Origin of the sequence: Bradyrhizobium sp. DOA1, from assembly GCF_001593325.1 — a bacterium.
Classification (GTDB): Bacteria; Pseudomonadota; Alphaproteobacteria; order Rhizobiales; family Xanthobacteraceae; genus Bradyrhizobium.
Map to the genome: position 1 here is coordinate 1471096 of NZ_JXJM01000001.1, position 22658 is coordinate 1493753.

Genomic DNA, 22658 nt, shown 5'->3' on the forward strand with positions numbered 1-22658 from the left:
GCAACGTCCGGTGCAGGGGCGCTCTCGCCGCGCATGACCGCGGGCGCTGCGACCGGCCGCGGTGCCTCGGCCGGAGCTGCCGCGCGCGGCGGCGGCGGCGGAGCATCCAATTCCGCCAGGCGGTCGATCGGTTCCTCCGCGAGCGCGCAGTCGACCCCGGCCTCCAGATAGAAGGCGAGAAGCTCGCGGACGGTGGGTACGGGTTCGGGTATCATGGGAAAGTCTGACTATTAGTTCAGTTTAAGGCGCCTTGCACCCCCTTGCACCCCGGCGAAACGCATTTCCGAGGTTGTCCTGCCCGGAAAAATCGGAAACAAGAGGGCGCAAATGACCAAGGACCGTCTCAAGGGCTGAGATCAGATGAGCACCGAAGAACTTCCCCCGCGCGAATCCATGGAATTCGACGTCGTCATCGTCGGCGCCGGCCCTTCGGGCCTGGCCGCGGCGATCCGGCTGAAGCAACTCAATGCCGATCTCAACGTCGTCGTGGTGGAGAAGGGCTCCGAGGTCGGCGCTCACATTCTCTCCGGCGCCGTGATCGATCCGGCGGGGCTCGACAAGCTGATTCCGGACTGGCGCGAAGATTCCGATTGTCCGCTGAAGACGCAGGTGAAGGACGACCGCTTCTTCTGGATGACGGGCGCCGGCGCGATCAAGCTGCCGAACTTCATGATGCCGCCGCTGATGAACAACCATCACTGCTACATCGGCTCGCTCGGCAATGTCTGCCGCTGGCTGGCGCGCAAGGCCGAGGCGCTCGGCGTCGAGATCTATCCGGGCTTTGCCGCCGCCGAAGTGCTCTATGACGAGGAGGGCAAGGTCAAGGGCATCGCCACGGGCGACATGGGCATCGGCCGTGACGGCAAGCCGAAAGATTCCTTCACCCGAGGCATGGAATTGCTCGGCAAGTACACGCTGTTCGCCGAAGGCGCCCGCGGCAGCCTGACCAAGCAGCTCATCAACAAATTCGCGCTGGACGCCAAGAGCGAGCCGCCGAAATTCGGTATCGGCCTCAAGGAAGTCTGGCAGATCGATCCGGCCAAGCATCAGAAGGGAATGATCCAGCATTCCTTCGGCTGGCCGCTCGACATGAAGACCGGCGGCGGCTCGTTCCTCTATCACTACGACGACAATCTCGTCGCCGTCGGTTTCGTCGTGCATCTCAACTACGACGATCCCTATCTCTCGCCGTTCGACGAGTTCCAGCGCTTCAAGACCCATCCCTCGATCCGCGGCACGTTCGAGGGCGCCAAGCGGCTCGCTTACGGCGCGCGCGCCATCACGGAGGGCGGTTATCAGTCGGTGCCGAAGCTCAGCTTCCCCGGCGGCGCGCTGATCGGCTGCGCGGCCGGCTTCGTCAACGTGCCGCGCATCAAGGGCGTGCACAATGCGATGGGCACCGGCATGCTCGCGGCCGAGCATGTCGCAGTCGCGCTTGCGGCCGAGCGCGCCAATGACGAACTGATCGAATACGAGAATGCCTGGCGGTCCTCGTCGGTCGGCAAGGACCTATTCCTGGTCCGCAACGTCAAGCCGCTGTGGTCGAAGTTCGGCACCGTGCTCGGCGTTGCGCTGGGCGGCTTCGACATGTGGTGCAACACGCTGTTCGGCGCGTCGCTGTTCGGCACGCAATCCCATCTCAAGCATGATCGTGCCACGCTCGATCCAGCCAAGCAGCACGCGCCCAAGGACTATCCGAAGCCCGACGGCAAGATCACGTTCGACAAGCTCTCCTCGGTGTTCCTGTCCAACACCAATCATGAGGAGGACCAGCCGGTCCATCTGAAGGTGACCGACATGAACCTGCAGAAGACCTCCGAGCACGATGTCTATGCCGGTCCCTCGAACCGTTATTGCCCCGCTGGCGTCTATGAGTGGGTCGAGGAGGGGACGAGCCCGCGCTTCCAGATCAACGCCCAGAATTGCGTCCACTGCAAAACCTGCGACGTGAAGGACCCGAACGGCAACATCACGTGGGTTCCTCCGGAGGGGGGCGGCGGCCCAAACTACGAGGCGATGTAGGCCCGAATCCCGTCCAGCCAGGGCCAATGTGACCAAGGTTACGCGGCCCCGGTCATGTGCGCACGTTCGCGTGAGAACCGGACTACGGAAGCGGCCCGCGGCCACGATAAGGCCATAGTAGCGGCGTCTTGGGGCGCTGTTGGCGGATTCACCTGGCCGATTTGGGGCGTGCGGCAGGGATCGCCGGTCCGAATCCTTGCGGCGAAGCGCCAAAAGCGGCATTGTCGGCCTGACGGTTCCGGGTCCCGATGCCACCGGCCGCGTTCGCATGCGATACGGCCCTCTGCTGCAAACCCAGGCACTACCAACTCAAGGCGAGCCCTGATGTTTTCAAATCGTTTCAACCGCTGGACTGCTGCCGCCATCGCCTTCATGGGCACCGCGCTCGTGGCGGTCCCTGGCGCGGTCCTGGCGCAGACGCCGGATCACCCGGAGAACACGGCGGCGCAGTTTCCGACCCGAAACGATCTGAAGTCGCTGACCGGTGCCGGCAGCTATCTCGCCGCCCGCCACGCCAGTGTCGAGCGTGACGCGGCCTCGGCCGCCGCATTCTATCGCTCGGCCTTACGCACCGACCCGAAGAACAACGAACTGCTCGACCGTGCCTTCATCTCGTCGGTCGCCGACGGCGACATCGAGGAGGCGGTCAAGCTCGCCGAACGCATCCTCACCATCGACAAGACCAACCGTGTCGCGCGCCTCGTCGTCGGCGTGCACGATCTCAAGCTGAAGAAGTACGCGTCGGCGCAAACCAACATCAACCAGTCGATCCGTGGCCCCATCACCGATCTCGTCGCCACGCTGCTGTCGGGCTGGGCCGCCTATGGCGCGGGCGATGCCAAGGGTGGTGTCGCCACCATCGACAAGTTGACAGGTCCCGAATGGTATCCGCTGTTCAAGGACCTCCACACCGGCATGATCCTCGAGCTCTCCGGCAAGGAGAAGGACGCCGGCACGCGCTTCGAGCGCGCTTACAAGCTCGACGATTCCATGCTGCGCGTCACCGAAGCCTATGGGCGCTGGCTGTCGCGCAACAAGGATTCCGCCGCGGCGACCAATGTCTACCAGGCCTTCGACAAGAAGCTCGCGCGTCATCCGCTGATTCAGGAAGGCCTGCGCGACACCAAGGCCGGCAAGAAGATGTCGCCGCTGGTCGATTCGGCGCAAGCGGGCGCCGCCGAAGCGCTCTACGGCATCGGCGCCACGCTGACCCGCCGCGGCGGCGAGGATCTGGCGCTGGTCTATCTTCAGCTGGCGCTCTACCTCCAGCCCAGCCATCCGCTGGCGCTGCTCTCGCTCGCCGATCTCTATGAGTCGGTGAAGCGGCCGAAGATGGCGATCAAGGTCTATGAGCGCGTGCCCGCGTCCTCGCCGCTCAAGCGCAACGCGCAGATCCAGCTGGCCATCGACCTCGATTCCGCCGACCGCACCGACGAGGCGATCAAGATCCTCAAGGGCGTCACGTCGGAGGATCCAAAGGATCTCGAAGCCATCATGGCGCTCGGCAACATCGAGCGCGGCCGCAAGCGGTTCGGCGATTGCGGCGCGACCTATTCGCAAGGCATCGAGGTGCTCCCGGCCGGCAACGACAAGGCCAACAGCGTCTGGTACTATTATCGCGGCATCTGCGAGGAGCGCTCCAAGCAGTGGAGCAAGGCCGAGGCCGACATGAAGAAGGCGCTGGAACTCCAGCCCGACCAGCCTCACGTCCTCAACTATCTCGGTTATTCCTGGATCGACCAGGGCGTGAATCTCGACGAAGGCATGAAAATGATCAAGCGTGCCGTCGAGCAGCGCCCCGACGACGGCTACATCGTCGATTCGCTCGGCTGGGCCTATTACCGCATCGGCAATTACGAGGAAGCGGTGAAGAACCTCGAGCGCGCGATCGATCTCAAGCCCGAGGATCCCACCATCAACGATCACCTCGGCGACGCCTATTGGCGCGTCGGCCGCACGCTGGAAGCCAAATTCCAGTGGTCGCATGCGCGCGATCTCAAGCCCGAGCCGGAAGAGCTGCCGAAGATCGAGGCCAAGATCGCCAACGGCCTTCCGGACGACAACTCGAACTCTTCCGCGGCGCAGGCCGAGAAGAAAAAGGACGACGGCAGGGGCGGCTGAGCTGGCGCATGATCCGGAAAAGTATGTAGCGGTTTTCCTCGCGACAAACGCTGAACGCGTTTGCGCGGAGATCATGCGCAACGAGAATCTGAAGTTGGGGGCGTGTCGCCGATGTCGGCGTTGATTGAAGAGGGGCGCGCGAAGGTCAATTTGAGCCTTCGCGTCGTCGGCCGTCGTGCCGACGGCTATCATGATCTCGAAAGCGTGGTCGCGTTTGCCGACTGCGCCGACCGGCTGACCCTGGAGCCGGGCGGCGAGCTGAAGCTCGTCACCACCGGACCGTTGGCTGCGGCTTGCGGCGATACCGCCGACAATCTCGTGATCAAGGCCGCTAGGCTTCTGGCCGAGGCCGTTCCCGGCCTGAAGCTCGGCGCCTTCGCGCTCGACAAGGTGCTCCCCGTCGCAGCCGGCATCGGTGGCGGCTCGGCGGATGCCGCGGCGGCGCTGCGGCTCCTGGCGCGTCTCAACGATCTGCCGCTCGATGATCCCCGCATTAAGAAGGTCGCGCTCGCGACCGGCGCGGACGTGCCGGTGTGCCTCGTCTCGCGCGCCTGCGACATGACCGGGGTCGGCGAGCAGCTGTTGCCGCTGGCGCTGCCGAGCATGCCCTGCGTCATGGTCAATCCGCGCGTGCCCGTCGCGACCCAGGACGTGTTCAAGGCGCTGGGCTTGCGCAACGGCGAGCTCTTGGTCGGCGTCACCGACGTCATCCGCGCCCCGGCCTGGCCGGAGGAGGGCGGCTCCATCGCCGATTGGATTAAGGTCCTCGAAACGGTGGGCAACGACCTCGAAGCGCCCGCGATGCGCATCGAGCCGGTGATCGGCGAGGTACTGGAAGCCTTGCGCGATTCCGCCGGCGTCAAGCTCGCCCGCATGTCCGGCTCGGGTGCGACCTGCTTTGCCATCTATGGCGCGCCGGCCGACGCCCATGCCGCCGCCGAACGGACCCGGCGCGATCACCCCGGCTGGTGGGTGCATGCGGGGACGTTGAGCTAGGTATTTCCCGGCAACGGTGCCGTAGGGTGGGCAAAGCGAAGCGTGCCCACCACTCCTATTCTCCAACTTGGATGCATGGTGGGCACGGCGCTGTGGCGCCTTTGCCCACCCTACGGCAGGTGAGCTAGCCGTTGCTTTCCGCGTCCAGCCCGAGAAACCGCCGGATCTCGCCCAACACCTCCTGCGGCTTGTCATGCTGCAGCCAGTGTCCTGCGCCGGCGATGGTCGCGATGCGCGCGTTCGGGAAATAGCGCTCCAGGCCTGCCGCTTCTGCGCCTGCCAGAAAGCTTTCGCCGGCATTGAGCAGCAGCGTCGGGCAGGCGATGCGCGACCACAGCGCGACGTGGTCGTCCGGCCAGAGCCGGTGCGGGGCGCTGGCGCGCTGATAGGGATCGAACTTCCAGCTATAGGTGCCGTCCTCGTTCTTCCGCGCGCCATGCGTGGCAAGATGCAGCGCGAGGTCGCGGGCGAGGCGCTTGTTGTGGAGCATCATCTGCGCCGCGGCATCGTCGAGGGTCGGATAGCGGCGCGGCGTGCGGTCGTGCAGCCTGTCGAGCTGGGCCACCCATTTGCCAATGCGCTCATGCACAGGCGGTTTTTGTGCATCCGGCGACATGGTCACGCCGTCGAGCACGACCAGCTTGGTGACCAGCTCGGGGAACGATCCTGAAAAGATCAGGCTCACCATGCCGCCCATGGAATGGCCGATGAGCGTGACGTCAGGCGCCGCGATGCTGCGGATTAGCTGCGCAAGATCGTACACATACTCCGTCAGCGCGTAGCTGCCGCCTTTGGTCCAGTCGGAATCGCCGTGACCGCGCAGGTCCGGTGCGATGACATGGAAATGCGGCTGCAACGACCGGGCGATGACGTCCCAGCTCCGGCAATGATCGCGGCCGCCGTGAACCAGGATGGCGACGGGCGCGCTTTCGTTGCCCCAGTCCGCGTAGTGCAGCCGCAGGCCGTGCGACTCGTAATAGCGGCTTTGTGGCTTGCTAGCCATTTGCCGGCCGCCGCGCCAGCGCAAGTGAAAGGCCGAGGCCGGCAATGAAGACGCCGGAGGATTGCGTGAGACGCCGCACCAGATGCGGCCGTCCGATCAGCTGTGCGCGCGTTGCCGAGGCCATCAGCACCACCACGACGTCGGCGAGCGTGTTCAGGGCCACCGAGATCGCACCGAGAACGATGAATCGCAGCGTGGGGCTCGATCCCGCGGGATCGAGGAACTGCGGAATGAAGGCGAGGAAGAACGCCGCGGTCTTCGGGTTCAGCGCCTCGACCAGCACGCCGTCGCGGAACGCGCGCTTGTCGCCGACGGGCTCGCCCGTGAGCGTCAGCACGCGGCCGGCGTTGCGAAACGTCTTGATGCCGAGCCAGACCAGATAGAGCGCGCCGACGAATTTCACGGCCGCAAACAGCTCGGCGCTGGCCAGGATGATCGCGGAGATGCCGAGACTGCCCGCGACCACATGAACCAGTCCGCCCAGTGCCGTGCCCGCGGTCGATGCACAACCGCTGGCCCGCCCCTCCGACAAGGTCCGTGCGGCGACGTAGAAGATGCCGGGGCCGGGAACGGCGGCAATGAGGACAGCGGCGGCCAGGAACAGCCAGAAATTCGGTTCGATCATGCTGTTTTGGTAACGAAGCCCGCCGCGATTGCAAGGCCTCTCGTTCAAAGATCTCGTTCAGCCGATCCGGCGGAAGATCACGCTGGCGTTCACCCCGCCGAAGCCGAATCCGTTGGAGATGGCATGCTGCATCGGCATCGGCCGCGCGCTGCCTGCGACGATGTCGATGCCGTCCGCGCCCGGATCAGAGTTTTCGAGATTGAGCGTCGGTGGCGCGATCTGGTCACGCAAGGCGAGCACGGTGAAGATTGCTTCCAGCCCGCCGGCGGCACCAAGCAGATGGCCGGTGGCCGATTTGGTCGCGCTGACGGCAATGCCGCGGTTGCGGCCGAACAGGGCGGCGATCGCGCCGAGCTCGCTCTCGTCGCCGGCCGGGGTCGAGGTCGCATGCGCATTGAGGTGCTGCACATCCGCGGGCGCGAGCTTCGCCTGCCGTAGCGCGATCTCCATGGCGCGACGGGCGCCGTCGCCATCGGGTGGGCCCGACGTCATGTGATAGGCATCCGCAGTCGTGCCGTAGCCGAGGATCTCCGCGATCGGCGTCGCGCAGCGCGCGAGCGCATGGTCCAGTGCTTCGATCACGAGGATGCCGGCACCTTCGCCCATCACAAAGCCATCGCGGTCGCGATCGAACGGGCGCGAGGCGCGCGCGGGCGCATCGTTGAAGCCGCTCGACAGCGCGCGGGCCGCCGCAAAGCCGCCGAGGCTGACGATATCGATGCAGGCCTCTGCGCCGCCGCAGATCGCGACATCGATCTCGCCGGCGCGGATCATGCGCGCGGCATCGCCGATCGCCTGCACACCGGCGGCACAGGCCGTGACCGGCGTGCCCAGCGGTCCCTTAAAGCCGTATTTGATCGAGACGTGACCTGCCGCGAGATTGGCGAGGAATGAGGGGATCGTGAACGGCGAGAGCCGGCGCGCGCCGCGCTGCTCGGTGATGCGCACCGCGTCCGCCATCGCGGGAAAGCCGCCGACGCCGGAGGCGATGATCGTCGCGGTGCGCTCCAGCGCGCTCGCGTTCTGCGGCGTCCATCCGGCCTGCGCGACCGCTTCGGCAGTGGCGAGCAGCGCGAACAGGATGAAGCGGTCCATCTTGCGCTGGTCCTTCGGCGCGGCTGCCTGAGCGGGATCGAAGCCGCCCTCGGCATCATCGGCCTTGTCGGGCACGCGTCCGGCAATACGCGCCGGCAGCGCCTGCGCCCATTCCGGCAGCGGACGCAGTCCGCTTTCGCTCGCGAGCAGCCGTCGCCAGGAGAGTTCGACACCGCAGCCGAGCGGCGACACGGCGCCCATTCCCGTCACGACGATACGACGCATGTCAGTCTCCGGCCGGCGCGACGGCCGGGTTCATGGCTTTGAGCGAAGCGAGGCGCGCGCGCATCCCGCGGCTGGCGCGGGGGCCTGCGATCACCACCGCATTGGCAAGCGTGATCGGCCGCATGTCGGCGGCATCGACCACGACCGGATCGAGCGGGCGGACGTCGCTGCGATTCGCCAGCAGGATGGATTCGCCTTTGGGTGCGAGATGCTTGTTGCCCCAGGCGAGCAGCGCCACGATCACGGGGAAGAAGTCGCGCGCCTTGTCCGTCAGCACATATTCGTGGCGCGGCGGTCGCTCCTGATAGCGGCGCCGGACAAACATGCCGCTTTCGGTGAGATGCGCAAGCCGCCGCGACAGGATGTTCGGCGCGATGCCAAGGCTCTGCGAGAACTCGTCGAACTTCGTCGCACCCTGAAACGCATCGCGCAGGATCAAAATGCTCCACCATTCGCCGACCGTCTCCACGGCACGGCCGACGGGGCATTCGAGGATCGAGGGGGATTTGGGCTGCATGGGGTGGAACGTAGGATAGTAACTTGCAAAACGCAAGTCACGAGGCGGCGAGCTGCGAGGCGCGGAGCAGTAGCTTTTTTCTGAGAATGCGAGTTGGGGAAACGGTCGGCGCACCTTGTTTCGTCATTGCGAGCGCAGCGAAGCAATCCAGACCGCTTCCGCAGCAAGATTCTGGATTGCTTCGTCGCTGCGCTCCTCGCAATGACGGCTGATGCAGTCGCGACTACTTCAACGGCGTCGTGCCGGCGAAGCTCCTAATGCGATCTTGCCAAACAGAACGCCACGACCTGCTCCAGCGCGCTCTTCATCGGCGAGGAGGGGAACAGCGCCAGCGCGTCGACCGCCATGGCGCCGTAGTGCTGGGCGCGGCTCAGCGTGTCCTCGAGCGCGCGGTGCTTGTTCATCAGGCCGATGGCATGATCGAGATCGGAATCGCCGATCTCGCCGCGCTCGAGCGCGCGGATCCAGAAGGCGCGCTCGGTGTCGTTGCCGCGGCGGAAGGCAAGCACGACGGGCAGGGTGATCTTGCCCTCTCGGAAATCGTCGCCGGTGTTCTTGCCGAGCTTTGCGCTCTTGCCGCCGTAGTCGAGCACGTCGTCGACGAGCTGGAAGGCGATGCCGAGATTCATGCCGACCGAACGGCAGGCGGTCTGCTCGGCCTTCGGGCGATTGGCGATCACGGGGCCGACCTCGCAGGCCGCCGCGAACAGCTCGGCGGTCTTGCCGCGGATCACGGCGAGATATTCATCCTCGGTGGTCGCCGTGTTCTTGGCGGCCGCAAGCTGCATTACCTCGCCCTCGGCGATGGTGGCGGCGGCCGCAGAGAGGATGTCGAGCGCGCGCAGCGAGCCGACCTCGACCATCATGCGGAAGGCTTGGCCGAGCAGGAAGTCGCCGACCAACACGCTCGCCTCGTTGCCCCAGAGCATGCGCGCAGACAGCTTGCCGCGGCGCATCTCGCTCTCGTCGACGACATCGTCATGGAGCAGGGTGGCCGTATGCATGAACTCGACGGAGGCGGCGAGCTTGATGTGGCCGTCGCCGGTGTAGCCGGCGAGGTTGGCCATGGCGAGGGTGAGCATCGGCCGCAGGCGCTTGCCCCCGGAGGAGATCAGATGGTTGGCGACCTCCGGGATCATGGTCACGTCCGAGCCGGTCCGCGACAGGATCGTGGCGTTGACGCGCGCCATGTCAGGGGCGACAAGGGCAACCAGCTCTTCGATCGACGCGCCGGGAGTTTCGAAAGGTACGATGACGGCCACGCCGGTCTCCAATATTTGCCCCGGAAGGGCTATTCTGATGGAAAGACAATAGAAACTGGCGGCGGATGCGGCAAGGGCCGCAGAACCATTGACATTTGCCGCTGCCCCCCTTTTCAGGCAGGAGACCTACGTTTTGCGTGAACTGGTGCGAACCAACGACATGGTGCTGGTGTCGGCGATCGGCGCGCTGCTCGACGGCGCCAACATCCATCATCTGGTGCTCGACCAGAACATGAGCATCATCGAGGGCTCGCTCGGCATCCTGCCGCGGCGGATCCTGGTGCATGAGGATGACGCCGAGGAGGCCAGGGCGCTCCTCACCGAGGCCGGCCTCAGCCACGAATTGCGCGGCGATGATTGAGGCCGCAGCTGACATCACCGAGGACGCTTTTCTTGGCGGCCAGCTGCGGCTGAAGCAGAAGCGGAGCGGCCATCGCGCCGGGCACGACGCCATCCTGCTCGCGGCGGCCACTCAGGCCAAGGCAGGCGATCATGTGGTAGATCTCGGTGCCGGCATCGGCGCGGCGGGCCTTGCGCTGGCCCGGCGCGTGGCGGGAATCCGCCTCAGCCTGGTCGAGATCGATCCGGAATTGGCGGAGCTCGCGCGCGCCAATGCGGCGGCGAATGGAATGACGGCCAAGACGGTCGTGCTCGACGTCGCCGCCGATGCGCAGGCTTTTGCGGCTCATGGGCTCGGGCCTGACAGCGCCGATGTGGTGCTGATGAATCCGCCCTTCAACGACCCGGTGCGACATCGCGGCTCGCCGGACCAGGCGCGCCATATTGCGCATGTCGCGACGGAGCAGACCCTGCATGCGTGGGTGCATGCGGCGCGGCGGATTCTTCGTTCGAATGGTGTGCTGACGCTGATCTGGCGCGCGGATGAGATCGCGGACGTTCTGGCAGCGCTGTCACGCGGCTTCGGCAGCCTGTCGGTCCTGCCGATTCACGGCGAGGCGGGACGGCCGGCCATCCGCATCCTGGTGCGCGCGGTGAAAGGCGGCCGGGCCCCGACGCGCCTGCTGCCGGGGCTCGTGCTCAACGACGAGTCACGCGTGCCTAATAACGAGGTGAAGGAGATTTTGGAGGGGAGAGCGGTCTTGCCGCTGGCGGTGCCGTGAGAACTTACTGCGGAAGCGATTCCGACTGCTGCTCTTGCGGCGTCGTCAGGCGGATCGCCATGAACAGCGCACCGATCAGCAGCATCAGCAGATAGATTTTCATGGCGTTCTCCACTGCCTCATTGCAGCCTCCCAACGGAAAATCTGCAAAACACGTTCCAGGCACTTCCAATGACAGTCGCGTGATAAGAAATGGTTAAACAGAGGTAACGGCATGGCCGAACAATTGAACGATCGTGAGAGTTCCGGCCTGGCCGACAAGCTCATGCAATATCTTCCGGCCCGGTTCCGCCCGGGCATGGCGGTGGTGCCGGTGATCCGCCTCTCTGGCGTGATCGGCGCGGTGACGCCGCTGCGTCCGGGTATGACGCTCGCGGGTGTCGCGCGCGTGCTGGAGCGGGCGTTTTCCTATCGCAACGCCAAGGCGGTAGCGCTGGTGATCAACTCACCCGGCGGCTCGCCGGTGCAGTCGCGCCAGATCTATCTCCGGATCAAACAGCTCGCGGCGGAGAAGAAGCTGCCCGTGCTCGTCTTCGTCGAGGACGTTGCCGCCTCCGGCGGCTACATGATCGCCTGCGCGGGCGACGAGATCATCTGCGATCCCTCCTCGATCCTCGGCTCGATCGGCGTCGTCGGCGGCAGCTTCGGTTTCCAGGACGCGATCAGGCGGCTCGGCATCGAGCGGCGCCTCTACACGGCCGGCGCGCACAAGGCGATGCTCGACCCGTTCCTCCCGGAAAATCCGGATGACGTCGCCAAGCTGAAGGCGATCCAGCGCGAGATCCACCGCATCTTCATCGCGCTGGTCAAGGACAGCCGCAGCACGCGGCTGAAGGGCGATGACGACACGCTGTTCACGGGCGAATACTGGGCCGGCGAGAGCGCGGTGGCGTTGGGATTGGCCGACAGCATCGGCGACCTGCGCTCAACTCTTCGTGCCCGCTATGGCGAGAAGGTTCTCACCCCCGTGATTGCCCAGCCGACCGGCCTGTTGTCCGGCCTGATGGGGCGGAAATCGCCGGGCGCGGGGCAGCTTTCGGCTCTGGAATCAATCGCCGGCCTGCCGGACGAGCTGATCTCGGCGGTCGAGACGCGGGCGATTTGGGCGAAATTCGGGTTCTAGGCAACGCCCTCCCGCGCCATTTGGCCCGGGTGGCGCCAATTGCGGCGCAGGTCCATCTGCGCAACAATGCGCGTGGGGGCTGAGCATGAGACAAGGATCGACCGATGCCGCCGTTCGTCGCTTTCGCGGGCGTCCTGGGCGGGCTTGCCGTGGTCCGCTGGGCCTACAAGACCGCACTCCGGATCAACCAGGAGCTGGAGGAGATGCGCCTGTCGCGCGTCGCCGAGGCCGCCCCCATGGGGGACATCAAGACGCTGAAGCGTGACCCCGTGACCGGAGCCTACCGGCCGGGTTAGCCGCTGCACAACCGCTGCCGTAAGGTGGCAAAGCGAAGCGTGCCCACGAGCAGCATCGGATTGAAAGATGGTGGGCACGGCGCAAGTCCGCCTTTGCCCACCCTACGACACCTCCCGGGACGATGGGCTGATTGGCCCGAATCCGCCCCTTCGCCTTGATTCCCATCCCTGCCGTCGATACGGTCCCGCGCGATTCAACCCCCCGCGAGAGCCCGATCTGACGATGGACGCCTCCTTGCCCGCCCATATGCGCCCGGAACGGTCGTTCCAGGGCTTCATCCTCGCGCTCCAGCGGTTCTGGGCCGAGCAGGGCTGCGTGATCCTGCAGCCCTACGACATGGAGATGGGCGCGGGCACCTTCCATCCGGCGACCACACTGCGCGCGCTCGGGCCGAAGCCCTGGAATGCGGCCTATGTTCAGCCCTCGCGCCGGCCCAAGGACGGCCGCTACGGCGAGAATCCGAACCGGATGCAGCACTATTACCAGTTCCAGGTCATCATGAAGCCGTCGCCACCGAACCTTCAGGAGCTGTACCTGAAGTCGCTCGCCGCGATCGGCATCGATTCCGCCGTGCACGACATCCGCTTCGTCGAGGACGATTGGGAAAGCCCGACGCTGGGTGCCTGGGGCCTCGGTTGGGAGTGCTGGTGCGATGGCATGGAAGTCAGCCAGTTCACCTATTTCCAGCAGGTCGCGGGCTTCGAATGCGCACCGGTCGCCGGCGAGCTCACCTACGGGCTGGAGCGGCTCGCGATGTATGTGCAGGGCGTCGACCGCGTCTACGACCTCAACTTCAATGGCCGCGATGGTGATCAGAAGGTCACCTATGGCGACGTCTTCCTGCAAGCGGAGCAGGAATATTCCCGGCACAATTTCGAGTATGCCGACACCGCGATGCTGTTCGAGCAGTTCAAGATGGCCGAGACGGCCTGCCGGAAATATCTCGACGCCGGCTGGCGCGAAGGCGGCAACAAGAAGCAGCATCTGATGGCGCTGCCGGCCTATGACCAGTGCATCAAGGCGAGCCACGTCTTCAACCTGCTCGATGCGCGCGGCGTGATCTCCGTGACCGAGCGGCAGAGCTACATTCTGCGTGTGCGCGAATTGGCAAAAGCCTGCGGCGAAGCCTGGATCCATACTGAAGCGGGCGGAGCGGCCTGATGCCCGATCTTTTGCTTGAACTGTTCTCCGAAGAAATCCCCGCGCGCATGCAAGGGAAGGCGGCCGACGATCTGCGCCGCATGGTCACGGACAAGCTGGTCGCCGAGGGCCTCGTCTATGAAGGCGCAAAGGCGTTCGCGACGCCGCGCCGCCTTGCGCTGACCGTGCACGGCATTCCCGCGCGTCAACCGGACCTGAAAACCGAACGACGCGGGCCTAAGGTCGGCGCGCCCGATGCGGCCGTGCAGGGCTTCCTGAAGGCGACGGGTCTGAAGTCGCTGGATGAAGCGAAAATTCAGCGCGACCCCAAAGGTGACTTCTACATCGGCTTGATCGAGAAGCCCGGCCGCGACGCCATCGACGTGCTCGCGGAAATCCTGCCCGTGATCATCCGCACCTTCCCCTGGCCGAAATCGATGCGCTGGGGCGCGCGCTCCGGCAAACCGGGCTCGCTGAACTGGGTGCGTCCGCTGCACGCGATCACCGCGACCTTCGGCCCCGAGACCGAAGAGCCCGATGTCGTGAAGTTCGAGGTGGACGGGATCGAGGCGGGCCAGACCACGTACGGCCATCGCTTCCTGGCGCCGGCGCCCATCCAGGTGCGCCGCTTCGAGGATTACGAGGCGAAGCTGCTCGCCGCCAAAGTCGTGCTCGATCCGGAGCGACGCAAGAATACGATCCTCGCCGACGCCAAGCAGCTTGCGTTCGCGCAAGGATACGAGCTCGTCGAGGATCCGAACGTGCTCGACGAGGTCGCCGGCCTCGTCGAATGGCCGGTCGTGTTGATGGGCTCGTTCGAGCCGGAGTTTTTGGCGACCCCCGCCGAAGTGATCCGCGCCACCATCCGCAACAACCAGAAATGCTTCGTCGTCAGCGATCCCAAGAGCACTGACAAGACGGGCAAGCTCGCCAACAAGTTCATCCTGGTCGCCAACATCGAGGCGACCGACGGCGGCAGCACCATCATCGCCGGCAACGAGCGCGTGATCCGCGCGCGGCTGAGCGATGCGAAGTTCTTCTACGAGACGGATCTGAAGACCAAGCTCGAGGATCGGCTGCCGAAATTCGAGCAGATCGTGTTCCACGAGAAGCTCGGCACGCAAGCGGAACGCATCAAGCGCATTGAGCGGCTTGCCGCGGAGATCGCGCCGCTGGTTGGCGCAGATGTCGCGAAGGCCAAACGTGCTGCGCAACTTGCAAAGGCGGATCTGCTGACTGAAGTCGTCGGCGAATTCCCGGAGGTGCAGGGCCTCATGGGCAAGTATTACGCGCTGGCGCAGGGCGAGGATGCCTCCGTCGCCGCCGCCTGCGAGGAGCATTACAAGCCGCAAGGTCCCGCGGACCGCGTGCCGACCGATCCGGTCAGCGTCGCCGTCGCGCTCGCCGACAAGCTCGATACACTTGTGGGTTTCTGGGCCATCGACGAGAAGCCAACGGGCAGCAAGGATCCTTATGCGCTGCGCCGCGCGGCTTTGGGCGCGATCAGGTTGATCGCCGAAAATACGTTGCGTTTATCGCTCATGAAGGTGGCTGCGTCCGCTCTCTCCGGCTTATCTGTGAAGACGGCCGATGCGCAGAAACTTCCGAGCGATCTGCTCGCCTTCTTTGCCGATCGCCTAAAAGTCCAGCTCCGCGAGCAGGGCGCGCGGCACGATCTCGTCGATGCCGTGTTCGCGCTCGGCGGCCAGGACGATCTCCTCATGATCGTCCGACGCGTCGAGGCGCTCGGTAAATTCCTCGATACTGACGACGGCAAGAACCTGCTCGCCGGCACCAAGCGTGCCAGCAACATCCTCTCGATCGAGGAGAAGAAGGACAAGCGTAGCTTCGACGGCGCGCCGGATGCTGCGCTCTACAGTCTGGCTGAGGAGAAGGCGTTGGCGAAGGCGATCGGCGAGGTGAAGGCGGAAGCAAGCGCCGCCGTCGCCAAGGAAGACTTCGCCGCCGCCATGAGCGCGATGGCAAAGCTGCGTCCGCCGGTCGATGCGTTCTTCGACAAGGTTCGCGTCAACGACGATGATGCGAAGGTGCGCGAGAACCGGCTGAAGCTGCTGAACGAAATCCGCAGCGCCACGCGTGCGGTGGCGGATTTCTCGAAGATCCAGGATTGAGGCGCGGGTATTGCGGCTCTCGTGCCCCGGACGCAGCGCAGTGCGCCGCCTCTTCGCCGCGTGACGCGCTGCAGAGCCGGGGCCCATATTGGCCGCGTGCGCGGGGCTTCTGGGTCCCGGGTCGCGCTTCGCTTGCCCGGGACACGAGAGTAACGCCACAAAAAAAGCCCCGCCCGGCGTGGGGAGAACCGGGCGGGGCCTGATGTCCGTTTCTATACTGCTCGCGCCAGCCTGACGTGACGCGCCGGACATCTAGTCGATCTCAGTTGGTCTCTCTCAGTCGATCACCTCCACGATGCGGCGAGAGCGCGGCTCGACCAGCACCGTCTCGCCGTTCACGACGGTGTAGCGATAGGTCGTGGCGCCGAAGCGTTGCGGCACGTCATAATAAGTGACGCCGACCTCGGGTAAGGTGGCGCCGACCACCACGCGATCCGGGACACGGAAGGCCGGCACACGTTGTTCGACGACATAATCGCGGAAGGCCAGCCGCTGATCGGCCGCAATGGTCGGCTCACTGTCGACCACGGCGGGCGCGCGTCCGACGGTCACACCGCTTTGCGCCTGCGCCGCAAGAGGCGAGCCGATCGCGGCCGCGAGCGCTGCAAGAGCAAGAATCCTGTTCCGCATGGACAACTCCTTCGACGTGATTTTTCGGATGCGCCAATGGCGCGATCGCTTGCCAATGCATGCGACTACGCAATGTTCCGGCAAACGCCCTGCCGCATCAGCGGCAATTTCGGGCAGTTTTCGTGGGGCCGGGAACCCGCATCGGCCTTGCGCGTCTCCACTCGCGGAACCGGGATCGCTATGATCCGACAGCGATTCGTCTCACTCACAGAAAGATAATTCATGCACATCACCGTCGCCCACATTTCGCCGATCCTGTCGTTGATTGCGGGCGTGCTCATCCTGATCATGCCGCGGCTGCTTAACCTGATCGTCGCGATCTTCCTCATCGTGAATGGCGCGATCGGGCTCGGGCTCCTGAAGTGGCTCCGCTTCTAGGCGGTTTCACTTTTCGGAACTGTCCGTCTTGCGCGGGCCCGCCCAAAATGGTGTAAGGCCCGCGATTTCCCATTCCTCTCGCAGGTTGTGTGCAAGCTATGGCCAAAGCCGCCTCGAAGCCGAAGAAAATCCCAGCGAAAATGCCAGTGAAATCAAAGTCCTCGGCCGCCGCTAAAGCTGCGCCGCCGGCCCGCAAGGCGCTGGCCAAGAGCGCGCCGAAGCCGGTTGCCAAGCCTGCTGCAAAGCCCGCCGCCAAGCCGGCGGCGAAGGCCGTGACCAAGGCGGCTGCGCCAAAGGTCGCTGCGAAGCCCGCGCCGAAGAAGGCTGCGCCCGCCAAGGCCGCGCCGGCCGCTGCTAAGGCCGGCAAATGGGTCTACACGTTCGGCGACGGCAAGGCCGAGGGCCGCTCGGAGATGCGCGACCTGCTCGGCGGCAAGGGCGCCAACCTCGCCGAGATGGCTAATCTCGGTCTGCCTGTGCCTCCCGGCTTCACCATCCCGACCTCGGTCTGCACTTACTTCTACGCACATGACAAGTCCTACCCCAAGGAGTTGCAGTCGCAGGTCGAGAAGGCGCTGGACCATGTCGGCAAATTGACCGGCAAGGTGTTCGGCGACACCACGAACCCGCTGCTCGTCTCCGTGCGTTCCGGCGCGCGCGCCTCGATGCCGGGCATGATGGACACCGTGCTCAATCTCGGCCTCAACGACCAGACCGTGGAAGCCCTGGCCGAATTGTCGGGCGACCGCCGCTTCGCCTATGACAGCTACCGCCGCTTCATCACCATGTATTCCGACGTGGTGCTCGGCTTCGAGCATCATCACTTCGAGGAGATCCTCGACACCTTCAAGGACAGCCAGGGCTACACGCTCGATACTGACTTGTCGGCCGACGACTGGGTCGAACTGGTCGGCAAGTACAAGGACGCGGTCGCGCGCGAGATCGGCAAGGAATTCCCGCAGGATCCGCACGACCAGCTCTGGGGCGCGATCGGCGCGGTGTTTTCGTCCTGGATGAATGCGCGCGCGGTGACCTACCGCAAGCTGCACGACATTCCGGAATCCTGGGGCACCGCGGTCAACGTGCAGGCCATGGTGTTCGGCAACATGGGCGAGACCTCGGCCACCGGCGTTGCCTTCACGCGCAATCCCTCCACCGGCGAGAGCAAGCTCTACGGCGAGTTCCTGATCAACGCCCAAGGCGAGGACGTGGTGGCGGGCATCCGCACGCCGCAGGACATCACCGAGGATGCACGCAAGGAGTCGGGCTCCGACAAGGCGTCGATGGAATCGGCGATGCCGGAGGCCTTCAAGGAGCTGACGCGAATCTACACGCAGCTCGAAAAGCACTACCGCGACATGCAGGACATGGAGTTCACCGTCGAGCGCGGCAAACTCTGGATGCTGCAGACCCGCGGCGGCAAGCGCACCGCCAAGGCCGCGCTCCGCATCGCGGTCGAGCTCGCCAATGAAGGCCTGATCTCGAAGAAGGAAGCGGTCACCCGCATCGATCCGGCCTCGCTCGACCAGCTGCTGCATCCGACCATCGATCCCAATGCCAAGCGCGACGTCATCGCGACCGGCCTGCCGGCTTCGCCGGGTGCCGCCTCCGGCGAGATCGTGTTCTCCTCGGACGAAGCGGCCAAGCTCCAGGGCGACGGACGCAAGGTCATTCTGGTCCGCATCGAGACCAGCCCGGAAGACATCCACGGCATGCATGCCGCCGAGGGCATCCTGACCACGCGCGGCGGCATGACCTCGCACGCTGCGGTAGTCGCGCGCGGCATGGGCAAGCCCTGCGTCTCCGGCTGCGGCACCATCCGGGTCGACTACGGCCGCGGCACCATGAGCATCGGCTCGCGCACCTTCAAGACCGGTGACGTGATCACTATCGACGGCTCGCTCGGCCAGGTGCTGGCTGGTCGCATGCCCATGATCGAGCCGGAGCTGTCCGGCGAGTTCGGCACGCTCATGACCTGGGCCGACCAGGTCCGCAAGATCGGCGTCCGCGTCAACGGCGACACGCCCGATGATGCGCGCACCGCGATCAAGTTCGGCGCGGAAGGCATCGGCCTCTGCCGCACCGAGCACATGTTCTTCGAGGAGACCCGCATCCGCACGGTGCGCGAGATGATCCTCTCCGAGGACGAGCAGTCGCGCCGCGCGGCGCTCGCCAAGCTGCTGCCGATGCAGCGCGCCGATTTCGTCGAGCTGTTCGAGATCATGAAGGGCCTGCCCGTCACGATCCGCTTGCTCGACCCGCCGCTGCACGAGTTCCTGCCGCACACCCATGCCGAGGTCGAGGAAGTGGCGCGCGCCATGAACACCGACCCGCGGCGCCTCGCCGACCGTGCGCGCGAGCTCTCGGAGTTCAATCCGATGCTCGGCTTCCGCGGCTGTCGCATCGCGATCGCATATCCCGAGATCGCAGAGATGCAGGCCCGCGCGATCTTCGAGGCTGCGGTCGAGGCGCAGAAGCGCACCGGCAAGGCCGTCGGCCTCGAGGTGATGGTGCCGCTGATCGCGACCAAGGCCGAGCTCGACCTCGTCAAGGCGCGGATCGATGCCACCGCGCAGGCGGTGATGCGCGACACCAACACCAAGCTCGCCTATCAGGTTGGCACCATGATCGAGTTGCCGCGCGCCTGCCTGCTCGCGGCCGAGATCGCGCAGTCGGCCGAGTTCTTCTCGTTCGGCACCAACGACCTGACGCAGACCACCTACGGTATCAGCCGCGACGACGCGGCGAGCTTCCTCGGTCCCTACGTTGCGAAGGGCATCCTCTCGGTCGATCCCTTCATCGCGCTCGATCAGGAAGGCGTCGGCGAGCTCGTCAAGATCGGCGTCGCGCGCGGCCGCAAGACGCGCCCGCAGCTCAAGGTCGGCATCTGCGGCGAGCACGGCGGCGATCCCGCTTCGGTCGCCTTCTGCCACCAGATCGGCCTCGACTACGTCTCGTGCTCGCCCTACCGCGTGCCGATCGCCCGCCTCGCCGCCGCCCAGGCCGCGCTCGGCAAGGCCGTCGCGAGCCAGGCGTAAGCGAAACGCATCATGTGAATGCGAAAGAGGCGGGGCCAAACCCCGCCTCTTTTGTTTGCGCAACGCTCTCACCAAACGTCATTGCGAGCGCGCGACACTCGGTGTCATCGCCCGGCTTGACCGGGCGATCCAGTACTCCGAGACAGGAGTGATCTACTCGAGAGGCCGCGGCGTACTGGATGCCCCGCCTTCGCGGAGCATGACAGCTGCGGAGGCGCCTTGTGAAACGGTAAAACAGCGGAAACCCCACGCGTCCCGTAATGACACGTTCCGTCAAGAGTTCCTTCACCATTCGCGTTGACCGGTTGTTTACCGCTTTGCCTCGCGTGGCATTTACCAACACGCGCGATCTCCCCGTGAAAACACCTGTGTTCGCTTGAGTGTGCCGTGTGCGCAACGCGGATTAACGCCCCGGCAACCTAAATTAGATACTTACGATCAAGATCGAATTGCACGGATGTACTGACGTTCGGTCTTTCTGGCGTAAGCGTAGCGTGAGCGTAACGATGTCAGTGTTGCGTAACCATCCGAAGGGCGCGCGGTTCGCGTCCTTCGGCATCGGTCTCTGCATCTTCGCATTGATGCCGAGAGAGACCGGCTATCAGGACATTGCCTCGCTCTTGGCACGCCAACCCGGCGTCGCCGAGCGGTGGCAGAAGCAGGTCTTTTCCGCCGCGTCCTCCATTCAGCTGGCAACTTACAGCTTCTCCCGGCCCATTGGCACTTCCGTTCCGCAGAGCGCGATGGTTCGTCTCGCGAGCATCGATGGCCGCGACGTCACCGGCGCGATCAGCCGCAATCCGGCGCTGCAGGCGCCGCCCCGCTACCAAGCTGCCGATTTTCCCAAGGTCGACCGTTCGATGAAGGGTGATCGCCTCGCGATCGCGGCGCCGACAACGTCTCCCGACACGGCTGCGCCGTCAGCGCCCGCGCAGGAAGATCCCGCGACGTCGAACAGTTCGGTGTTCGGTGCCAAGACCGCGGCGTTGCCGCAAGCGATGTCGCCGGAAACCGCAGCCGCGCTCGATCCCGAGCTCCAGGAAGCGCTCCGCGCGCCGCCGCTGCCGCAATACTCCAATGCGCCGCAGGCGAGCGATGCCGCGCGCGCGTTCGCGGTGCAGCCGCTGGAAGCGCTGAAGCGGGCCACCGCGCCGGCCGCGCCCGCACGCGATCCCTTCAGCGTCAAGACGTCGAACCTGTTCTTCGGCAGCTCCTCGCTCGGCGGCAATCTCGAAAGCATCGAGAGCTGGCAGCCCGGGGCCGAGCCGCTGATCGTGACGCCTGATCCCGACATGAAGGTGACGGCCTCGCTGGCGCCGCCGACGGCGGCAATCGCCAAGGACATCGAGAGCGGCGAGAGCGTCGCGCCGAAGGGCGAGGTCAACGCCGACAACCAGCGCACCAAGTCGCCGGCGGAGCGGCTCGCGCTCGACGACAAGTCGCGCGCCAAGTCCGAGAAGTGCCTTGCCGAAGCCGTTTATTTCGAGGCCCGCGGCGAAGCCGTGCGCGGCCAGATCGCGGTGGCGCAAGTGGTGATGAACCGCGTGTTCTCCGGCAAATATCCCGACACCGTGTGCGGCGCGGTCTATCAGAACAAGCACCGCCATCTCGCCTGCCAGTTCACCTTCGCCTGCGACAACAACACCGACGTGATCCGCGAGCCCGAGATGTGGGAGCGCGCGAAGAAGATTTCGAAGGCCATGCTCGACGGCCAGATCTGGCTGCCCGAGGTCGGCAAGTCCACGCATTACCATGCCTATTGGGTGCGCCCGTCCTGGGTCGCCGAGATGAAGAAGATGTACAAGACCGGCGTGCACACCTTCTATCGCCCGCGCAAATGGGGCGACGGCAGCGAGGCGCCGGCCTGGGGCACGCCCGCACAGACCGCGGCGCTCTCCGCCGAGCTCGCGCAGGAAGCCAAGAGCTCCGCGGAAATGGGCGAGCGGCGGTAGTGATCGTCATGCCCGGGCTCGTCCCGGGCATCCGCGTTCTTCGCAGCGCATGGCAATCCGTGGATGGCCGGGACAAGCCCGGCCATGACGAGAGAAGTTCCCTTACGCTTCGATATCGAGCGCACAGTCGAAGTTCGGCGCCGAATGCGTCAGCGCGCCGGCGGAGGCGTAGTCGACACCGGTCGCCGCAATGGCCGCGATCGAGTCCAGCGTGACGCCGCCGGATGCCTCCAACTCGAGCCGCCCCTCGTTGAGCCTCACGGCCTCACGCAGCGTGGCGAGGTCCATGTTGTCGAGCAGCACCGCGTCGGCCATTCCGGTGGCGAGCACCTCGCGCAGCTGCGCCAGCGTGTCCACCTCGATCTCGATCTTGACGAGATGGCCGGCATGGGCGCGGGCGCGCTCCAGCACCGGGCGGATGCCGCCGGCGACCACGATGTGGTTGTCCTTGATCAGGATCGCATCGTCGAGGCCGAAGCGGTGATTGAAGCCGCCGCCGCAGCGCACGGCATATTTCTCCAGCGCCCGCAGGCCCGGGGTCGTCTTCCGAGTGCAGCAAATGCGCATCCGCGTGCCTTCGGTGCGCGCGACGTAGTCGGCCGTGAGCGTCGCAACGCCCGACAGGCGGCCGACGAAATTCAGCGCTGTCCGCTCCGCCGTGAGAATGGCGCGCGCGGGCCCTGAGATCGTCAGCACATGCTGCCCGCGGGCCACCCGTGCGGCGTCGCGGACATGCGCGCGCACCTCAATGTCGGACGAGAGCTTTTGCAACGTCGCCAGCGCCAGCGGCAAGCCGGCGATGACGCCGGACTGCCGCGCGACCAGGATCGCCTGCGCCGTCGTTGCTTCCGGAATCGTCGCCAGCGAGGTGACGTCGCCGGCACGCCCGAGATCTTCGTCGAGTGCGCGCTGCACGGCCGCGTCGACCGCGAGCGGGGAGAGGAAGGCGTCGGGATAGAGCAGTGAGATTGCGGTGATCAT

The 22658-nt window shown here is 65.5% G+C and carries 19 protein-coding genes and 1 pseudogene; 12 read left to right on the top strand and 8 right to left on the bottom strand.

The window, feature by feature from the left end; all coding sequences use genetic code 11:
- Positions 1-215, bottom strand: a pseudogene (locus SE91_RS37340) (uracil-DNA glycosylase); the annotation flags it as partial.
- 145 nt (positions 216-360) lie between these two features.
- Between SE91_RS37340 and SE91_RS06810 the strand changes: the two are divergent.
- The 3 genes from SE91_RS06810 (at position 361) to SE91_RS06820 (ending at position 5139) form a co-directional block, all read left to right on the top strand.
- A complete protein-coding gene (locus SE91_RS06810) occupies positions 361-2022 on the top strand; it encodes an electron transfer flavoprotein-ubiquinone oxidoreductase (protein WP_061847030.1) in 1662 nt (553 codons plus the stop codon).
- Between the two features lie 324 nt (positions 2023-2346).
- Positions 2347-4143, top strand: coding sequence for a tetratricopeptide repeat protein (locus SE91_RS06815; protein WP_008564982.1), 1797 nt, complete (start codon positions 2347-2349; stop codon positions 4141-4143).
- A gap of 111 nt (positions 4144-4254) precedes the next feature.
- The gene (locus SE91_RS06820; RefSeq protein WP_061847031.1) at positions 4255-5139 is read left to right on the top strand and encodes a 4-(cytidine 5'-diphospho)-2-C-methyl-D-erythritol kinase; all 885 of its coding nucleotides are present in this window, start codon (positions 4255-4257) and stop codon (positions 5137-5139) included.
- A gap of 124 nt (positions 5140-5263) precedes the next feature.
- Here SE91_RS06820 and SE91_RS06825 read toward each other — a convergent pair whose 3' ends face one another.
- The 5 genes from SE91_RS06825 to SE91_RS06845 all read right to left on the bottom strand — a co-directional run bounded on the left by SE91_RS06825 (position 5264) and on the right by SE91_RS06845 (position 9866).
- Positions 5264-6142, bottom strand: coding sequence for an alpha/beta fold hydrolase (locus SE91_RS06825; RefSeq protein ID WP_060736731.1), 879 nt, complete (start codon positions 6140-6142; stop codon positions 5264-5266).
- The gene (locus tag SE91_RS06830; RefSeq protein ID WP_061847032.1) at positions 6135-6767 is read right to left on the bottom strand and encodes a LysE family translocator; all 633 of its coding nucleotides are present in this window, start codon (positions 6765-6767) and stop codon (positions 6135-6137) included. The genes SE91_RS06825 and SE91_RS06830 overlap by 8 nt, the downstream gene beginning before the upstream one ends.
- Positions 6768-6824: 57 nt before the next feature.
- Positions 6825-8087: a beta-ketoacyl-ACP synthase II gene (gene fabF, locus SE91_RS06835; RefSeq protein ID WP_061847033.1), complete on the bottom strand. Its 1263-nt coding sequence runs from the start codon at positions 8085-8087 to the stop codon at positions 6825-6827.
- 1 nt (position 8088) lies between these two features.
- A complete protein-coding gene (locus tag SE91_RS06840) occupies positions 8089-8604 on the bottom strand; it encodes a winged helix-turn-helix transcriptional regulator (protein WP_061847034.1) in 516 nt (171 codons plus the stop codon).
- A gap of 254 nt (positions 8605-8858) precedes the next feature.
- Positions 8859-9866 (bottom strand): polyprenyl synthetase family protein, encoded by a 1008-nt coding sequence (locus SE91_RS06845; RefSeq protein WP_060737863.1) that lies wholly within the window; start codon positions 9864-9866, stop codon positions 8859-8861.
- Between the two features lie 133 nt (positions 9867-9999).
- Here SE91_RS06845 and SE91_RS06850 point away from each other — a divergent pair, with 133 nt between their 5' ends.
- From SE91_RS06850 to glyS, 6 genes are all read left to right on the top strand, one after another.
- The gene (locus SE91_RS06850) at positions 10000-10227 is read left to right on the top strand and encodes a putative signal transducing protein (RefSeq protein ID WP_008562067.1); all 228 of its coding nucleotides are present in this window, start codon (positions 10000-10002) and stop codon (positions 10225-10227) included.
- Positions 10220-10987, top strand: coding sequence for a tRNA1(Val) (adenine(37)-N6)-methyltransferase (locus tag SE91_RS06855; protein ID WP_061847035.1), 768 nt, complete (start codon positions 10220-10222; stop codon positions 10985-10987). Before SE91_RS06850 ends, SE91_RS06855 begins: the two co-directional genes overlap by 8 nt.
- A 214-nt stretch (positions 10988-11201) precedes the next feature.
- A complete protein-coding gene (locus tag SE91_RS06860) occupies positions 11202-12110 on the top strand; it encodes a S49 family peptidase (RefSeq protein ID WP_061847036.1) in 909 nt (302 codons plus the stop codon).
- A 104-nt stretch (positions 12111-12214) separates the two neighbouring features.
- Positions 12215-12406, top strand: coding sequence for a hypothetical protein (locus tag SE91_RS06865; RefSeq protein WP_008562073.1), 192 nt, complete (start codon positions 12215-12217; stop codon positions 12404-12406).
- Positions 12407-12629: 223 nt separating this feature from the next.
- The gene (locus SE91_RS06870) at positions 12630-13568 is read left to right on the top strand and encodes a glycine--tRNA ligase subunit alpha (protein ID WP_061847037.1); all 939 of its coding nucleotides are present in this window, start codon (positions 12630-12632) and stop codon (positions 13566-13568) included.
- Positions 13568-15679 carry a glycine--tRNA ligase subunit beta gene (gene glyS, locus SE91_RS06875; protein ID WP_061847038.1) on the top strand — a complete coding sequence of 704 codons (2112 nt, stop codon included), beginning with the start codon at positions 13568-13570 and terminating at the stop codon, positions 15677-15679. Before SE91_RS06870 ends, glyS begins: the two co-directional genes overlap by 1 nt.
- Before the next feature lie 276 nt (positions 15680-15955).
- On the opposite strand, the gene SE91_RS06880 is transcribed toward glyS, so the two are convergent.
- On the bottom strand, positions 15956-16309 hold the full coding sequence (locus tag SE91_RS06880; RefSeq protein ID WP_061847039.1) for a DUF1236 domain-containing protein: 354 nt from the start codon (positions 16307-16309) through the stop codon (positions 15956-15958).
- Between the two features lie 222 nt (positions 16310-16531).
- Here SE91_RS06880 and SE91_RS35100 point away from each other — a divergent pair, with 222 nt between their 5' ends.
- From SE91_RS35100 to SE91_RS06890, 3 genes are all read left to right on the top strand, one after another.
- Entirely contained in the window at positions 16532-16687 is a 156-nt protein-coding gene (locus SE91_RS35100; RefSeq protein ID WP_008562090.1) for a DUF3096 domain-containing protein, read from the top strand.
- A gap of 98 nt (positions 16688-16785) precedes the next feature.
- Positions 16786-19725, top strand: a complete 2940-nt coding sequence (ppdK, locus tag SE91_RS06885) for a pyruvate, phosphate dikinase (protein ID WP_061847040.1) — start codon at positions 16786-16788, stop codon at positions 19723-19725.
- A gap of 506 nt (positions 19726-20231) precedes the next feature.
- Positions 20232-21677, top strand: a complete 1446-nt coding sequence (locus SE91_RS06890) for a cell wall hydrolase (protein ID WP_061847041.1) — start codon at positions 20232-20234, stop codon at positions 21675-21677.
- Positions 21678-21779: 102 nt separating this feature from the next.
- Here SE91_RS06890 and nadC read toward each other — a convergent pair whose 3' ends face one another.
- Positions 21780-22658, bottom strand: coding sequence for a carboxylating nicotinate-nucleotide diphosphorylase (nadC, locus tag SE91_RS06895; RefSeq protein ID WP_061847042.1), 879 nt, complete (start codon positions 22656-22658; stop codon positions 21780-21782).

Coding starts and splice junctions, on each gene's coding strand:
- SE91_RS06810 (WP_061847030.1), top strand. CDS start 361: ATGAGCACCGAAGAACTTCCCCCGCGCGAATCCATGGAATTCGACGTC.
- SE91_RS06815 (WP_008564982.1), top strand. CDS start 2,347: ATGTTTTCAAATCGTTTCAACCGCTGGACTGCTGCCGCCATCGCCTTC.
- SE91_RS06820 (WP_061847031.1), top strand. CDS start 4,255: ATGTCGGCGTTGATTGAAGAGGGGCGCGCGAAGGTCAATTTGAGCCTT.
- SE91_RS06825 (WP_060736731.1), bottom strand. CDS start 6,142: ATGGCTAGCAAGCCACAAAGCCGCTATTACGAGTCGCACGGCCTGCGG.
- SE91_RS06830 (WP_061847032.1), bottom strand. CDS start 6,767: ATGATCGAACCGAATTTCTGGCTGTTCCTGGCCGCCGCTGTCCTCATT.
- fabF (WP_061847033.1), bottom strand. CDS start 8,087: ATGCGTCGTATCGTCGTGACGGGAATGGGCGCCGTGTCGCCGCTCGGC.
- SE91_RS06840 (WP_061847034.1), bottom strand. CDS start 8,604: ATGCAGCCCAAATCCCCCTCGATCCTCGAATGCCCCGTCGGCCGTGCC.
- SE91_RS06855 (WP_061847035.1), top strand. CDS start 10,220: ATGATTGAGGCCGCAGCTGACATCACCGAGGACGCTTTTCTTGGCGGC.
- SE91_RS06860 (WP_061847036.1), top strand. CDS start 11,202: ATGGCCGAACAATTGAACGATCGTGAGAGTTCCGGCCTGGCCGACAAG.
- SE91_RS06865 (WP_008562073.1), top strand. CDS start 12,215: ATGCCGCCGTTCGTCGCTTTCGCGGGCGTCCTGGGCGGGCTTGCCGTG.
- SE91_RS06870 (WP_061847037.1), top strand. CDS start 12,630: ATGGACGCCTCCTTGCCCGCCCATATGCGCCCGGAACGGTCGTTCCAG.
- glyS (WP_061847038.1), top strand. CDS start 13,568: ATGCCCGATCTTTTGCTTGAACTGTTCTCCGAAGAAATCCCCGCGCGC.
- SE91_RS06880 (WP_061847039.1), bottom strand. CDS start 16,309: ATGCGGAACAGGATTCTTGCTCTTGCAGCGCTCGCGGCCGCGATCGGC.
- SE91_RS35100 (WP_008562090.1), top strand. CDS start 16,532: ATGCACATCACCGTCGCCCACATTTCGCCGATCCTGTCGTTGATTGCG.
- ppdK (WP_061847040.1), top strand. CDS start 16,786: ATGGCCAAAGCCGCCTCGAAGCCGAAGAAAATCCCAGCGAAAATGCCA.
- SE91_RS06890 (WP_061847041.1), top strand. CDS start 20,232: ATGTCAGTGTTGCGTAACCATCCGAAGGGCGCGCGGTTCGCGTCCTTC.
- nadC (WP_061847042.1), bottom strand. CDS start 22,658: ATGATCACCGCAATCTCACTGCTCTATCCCGACGCCTTCCTCTCCCCG.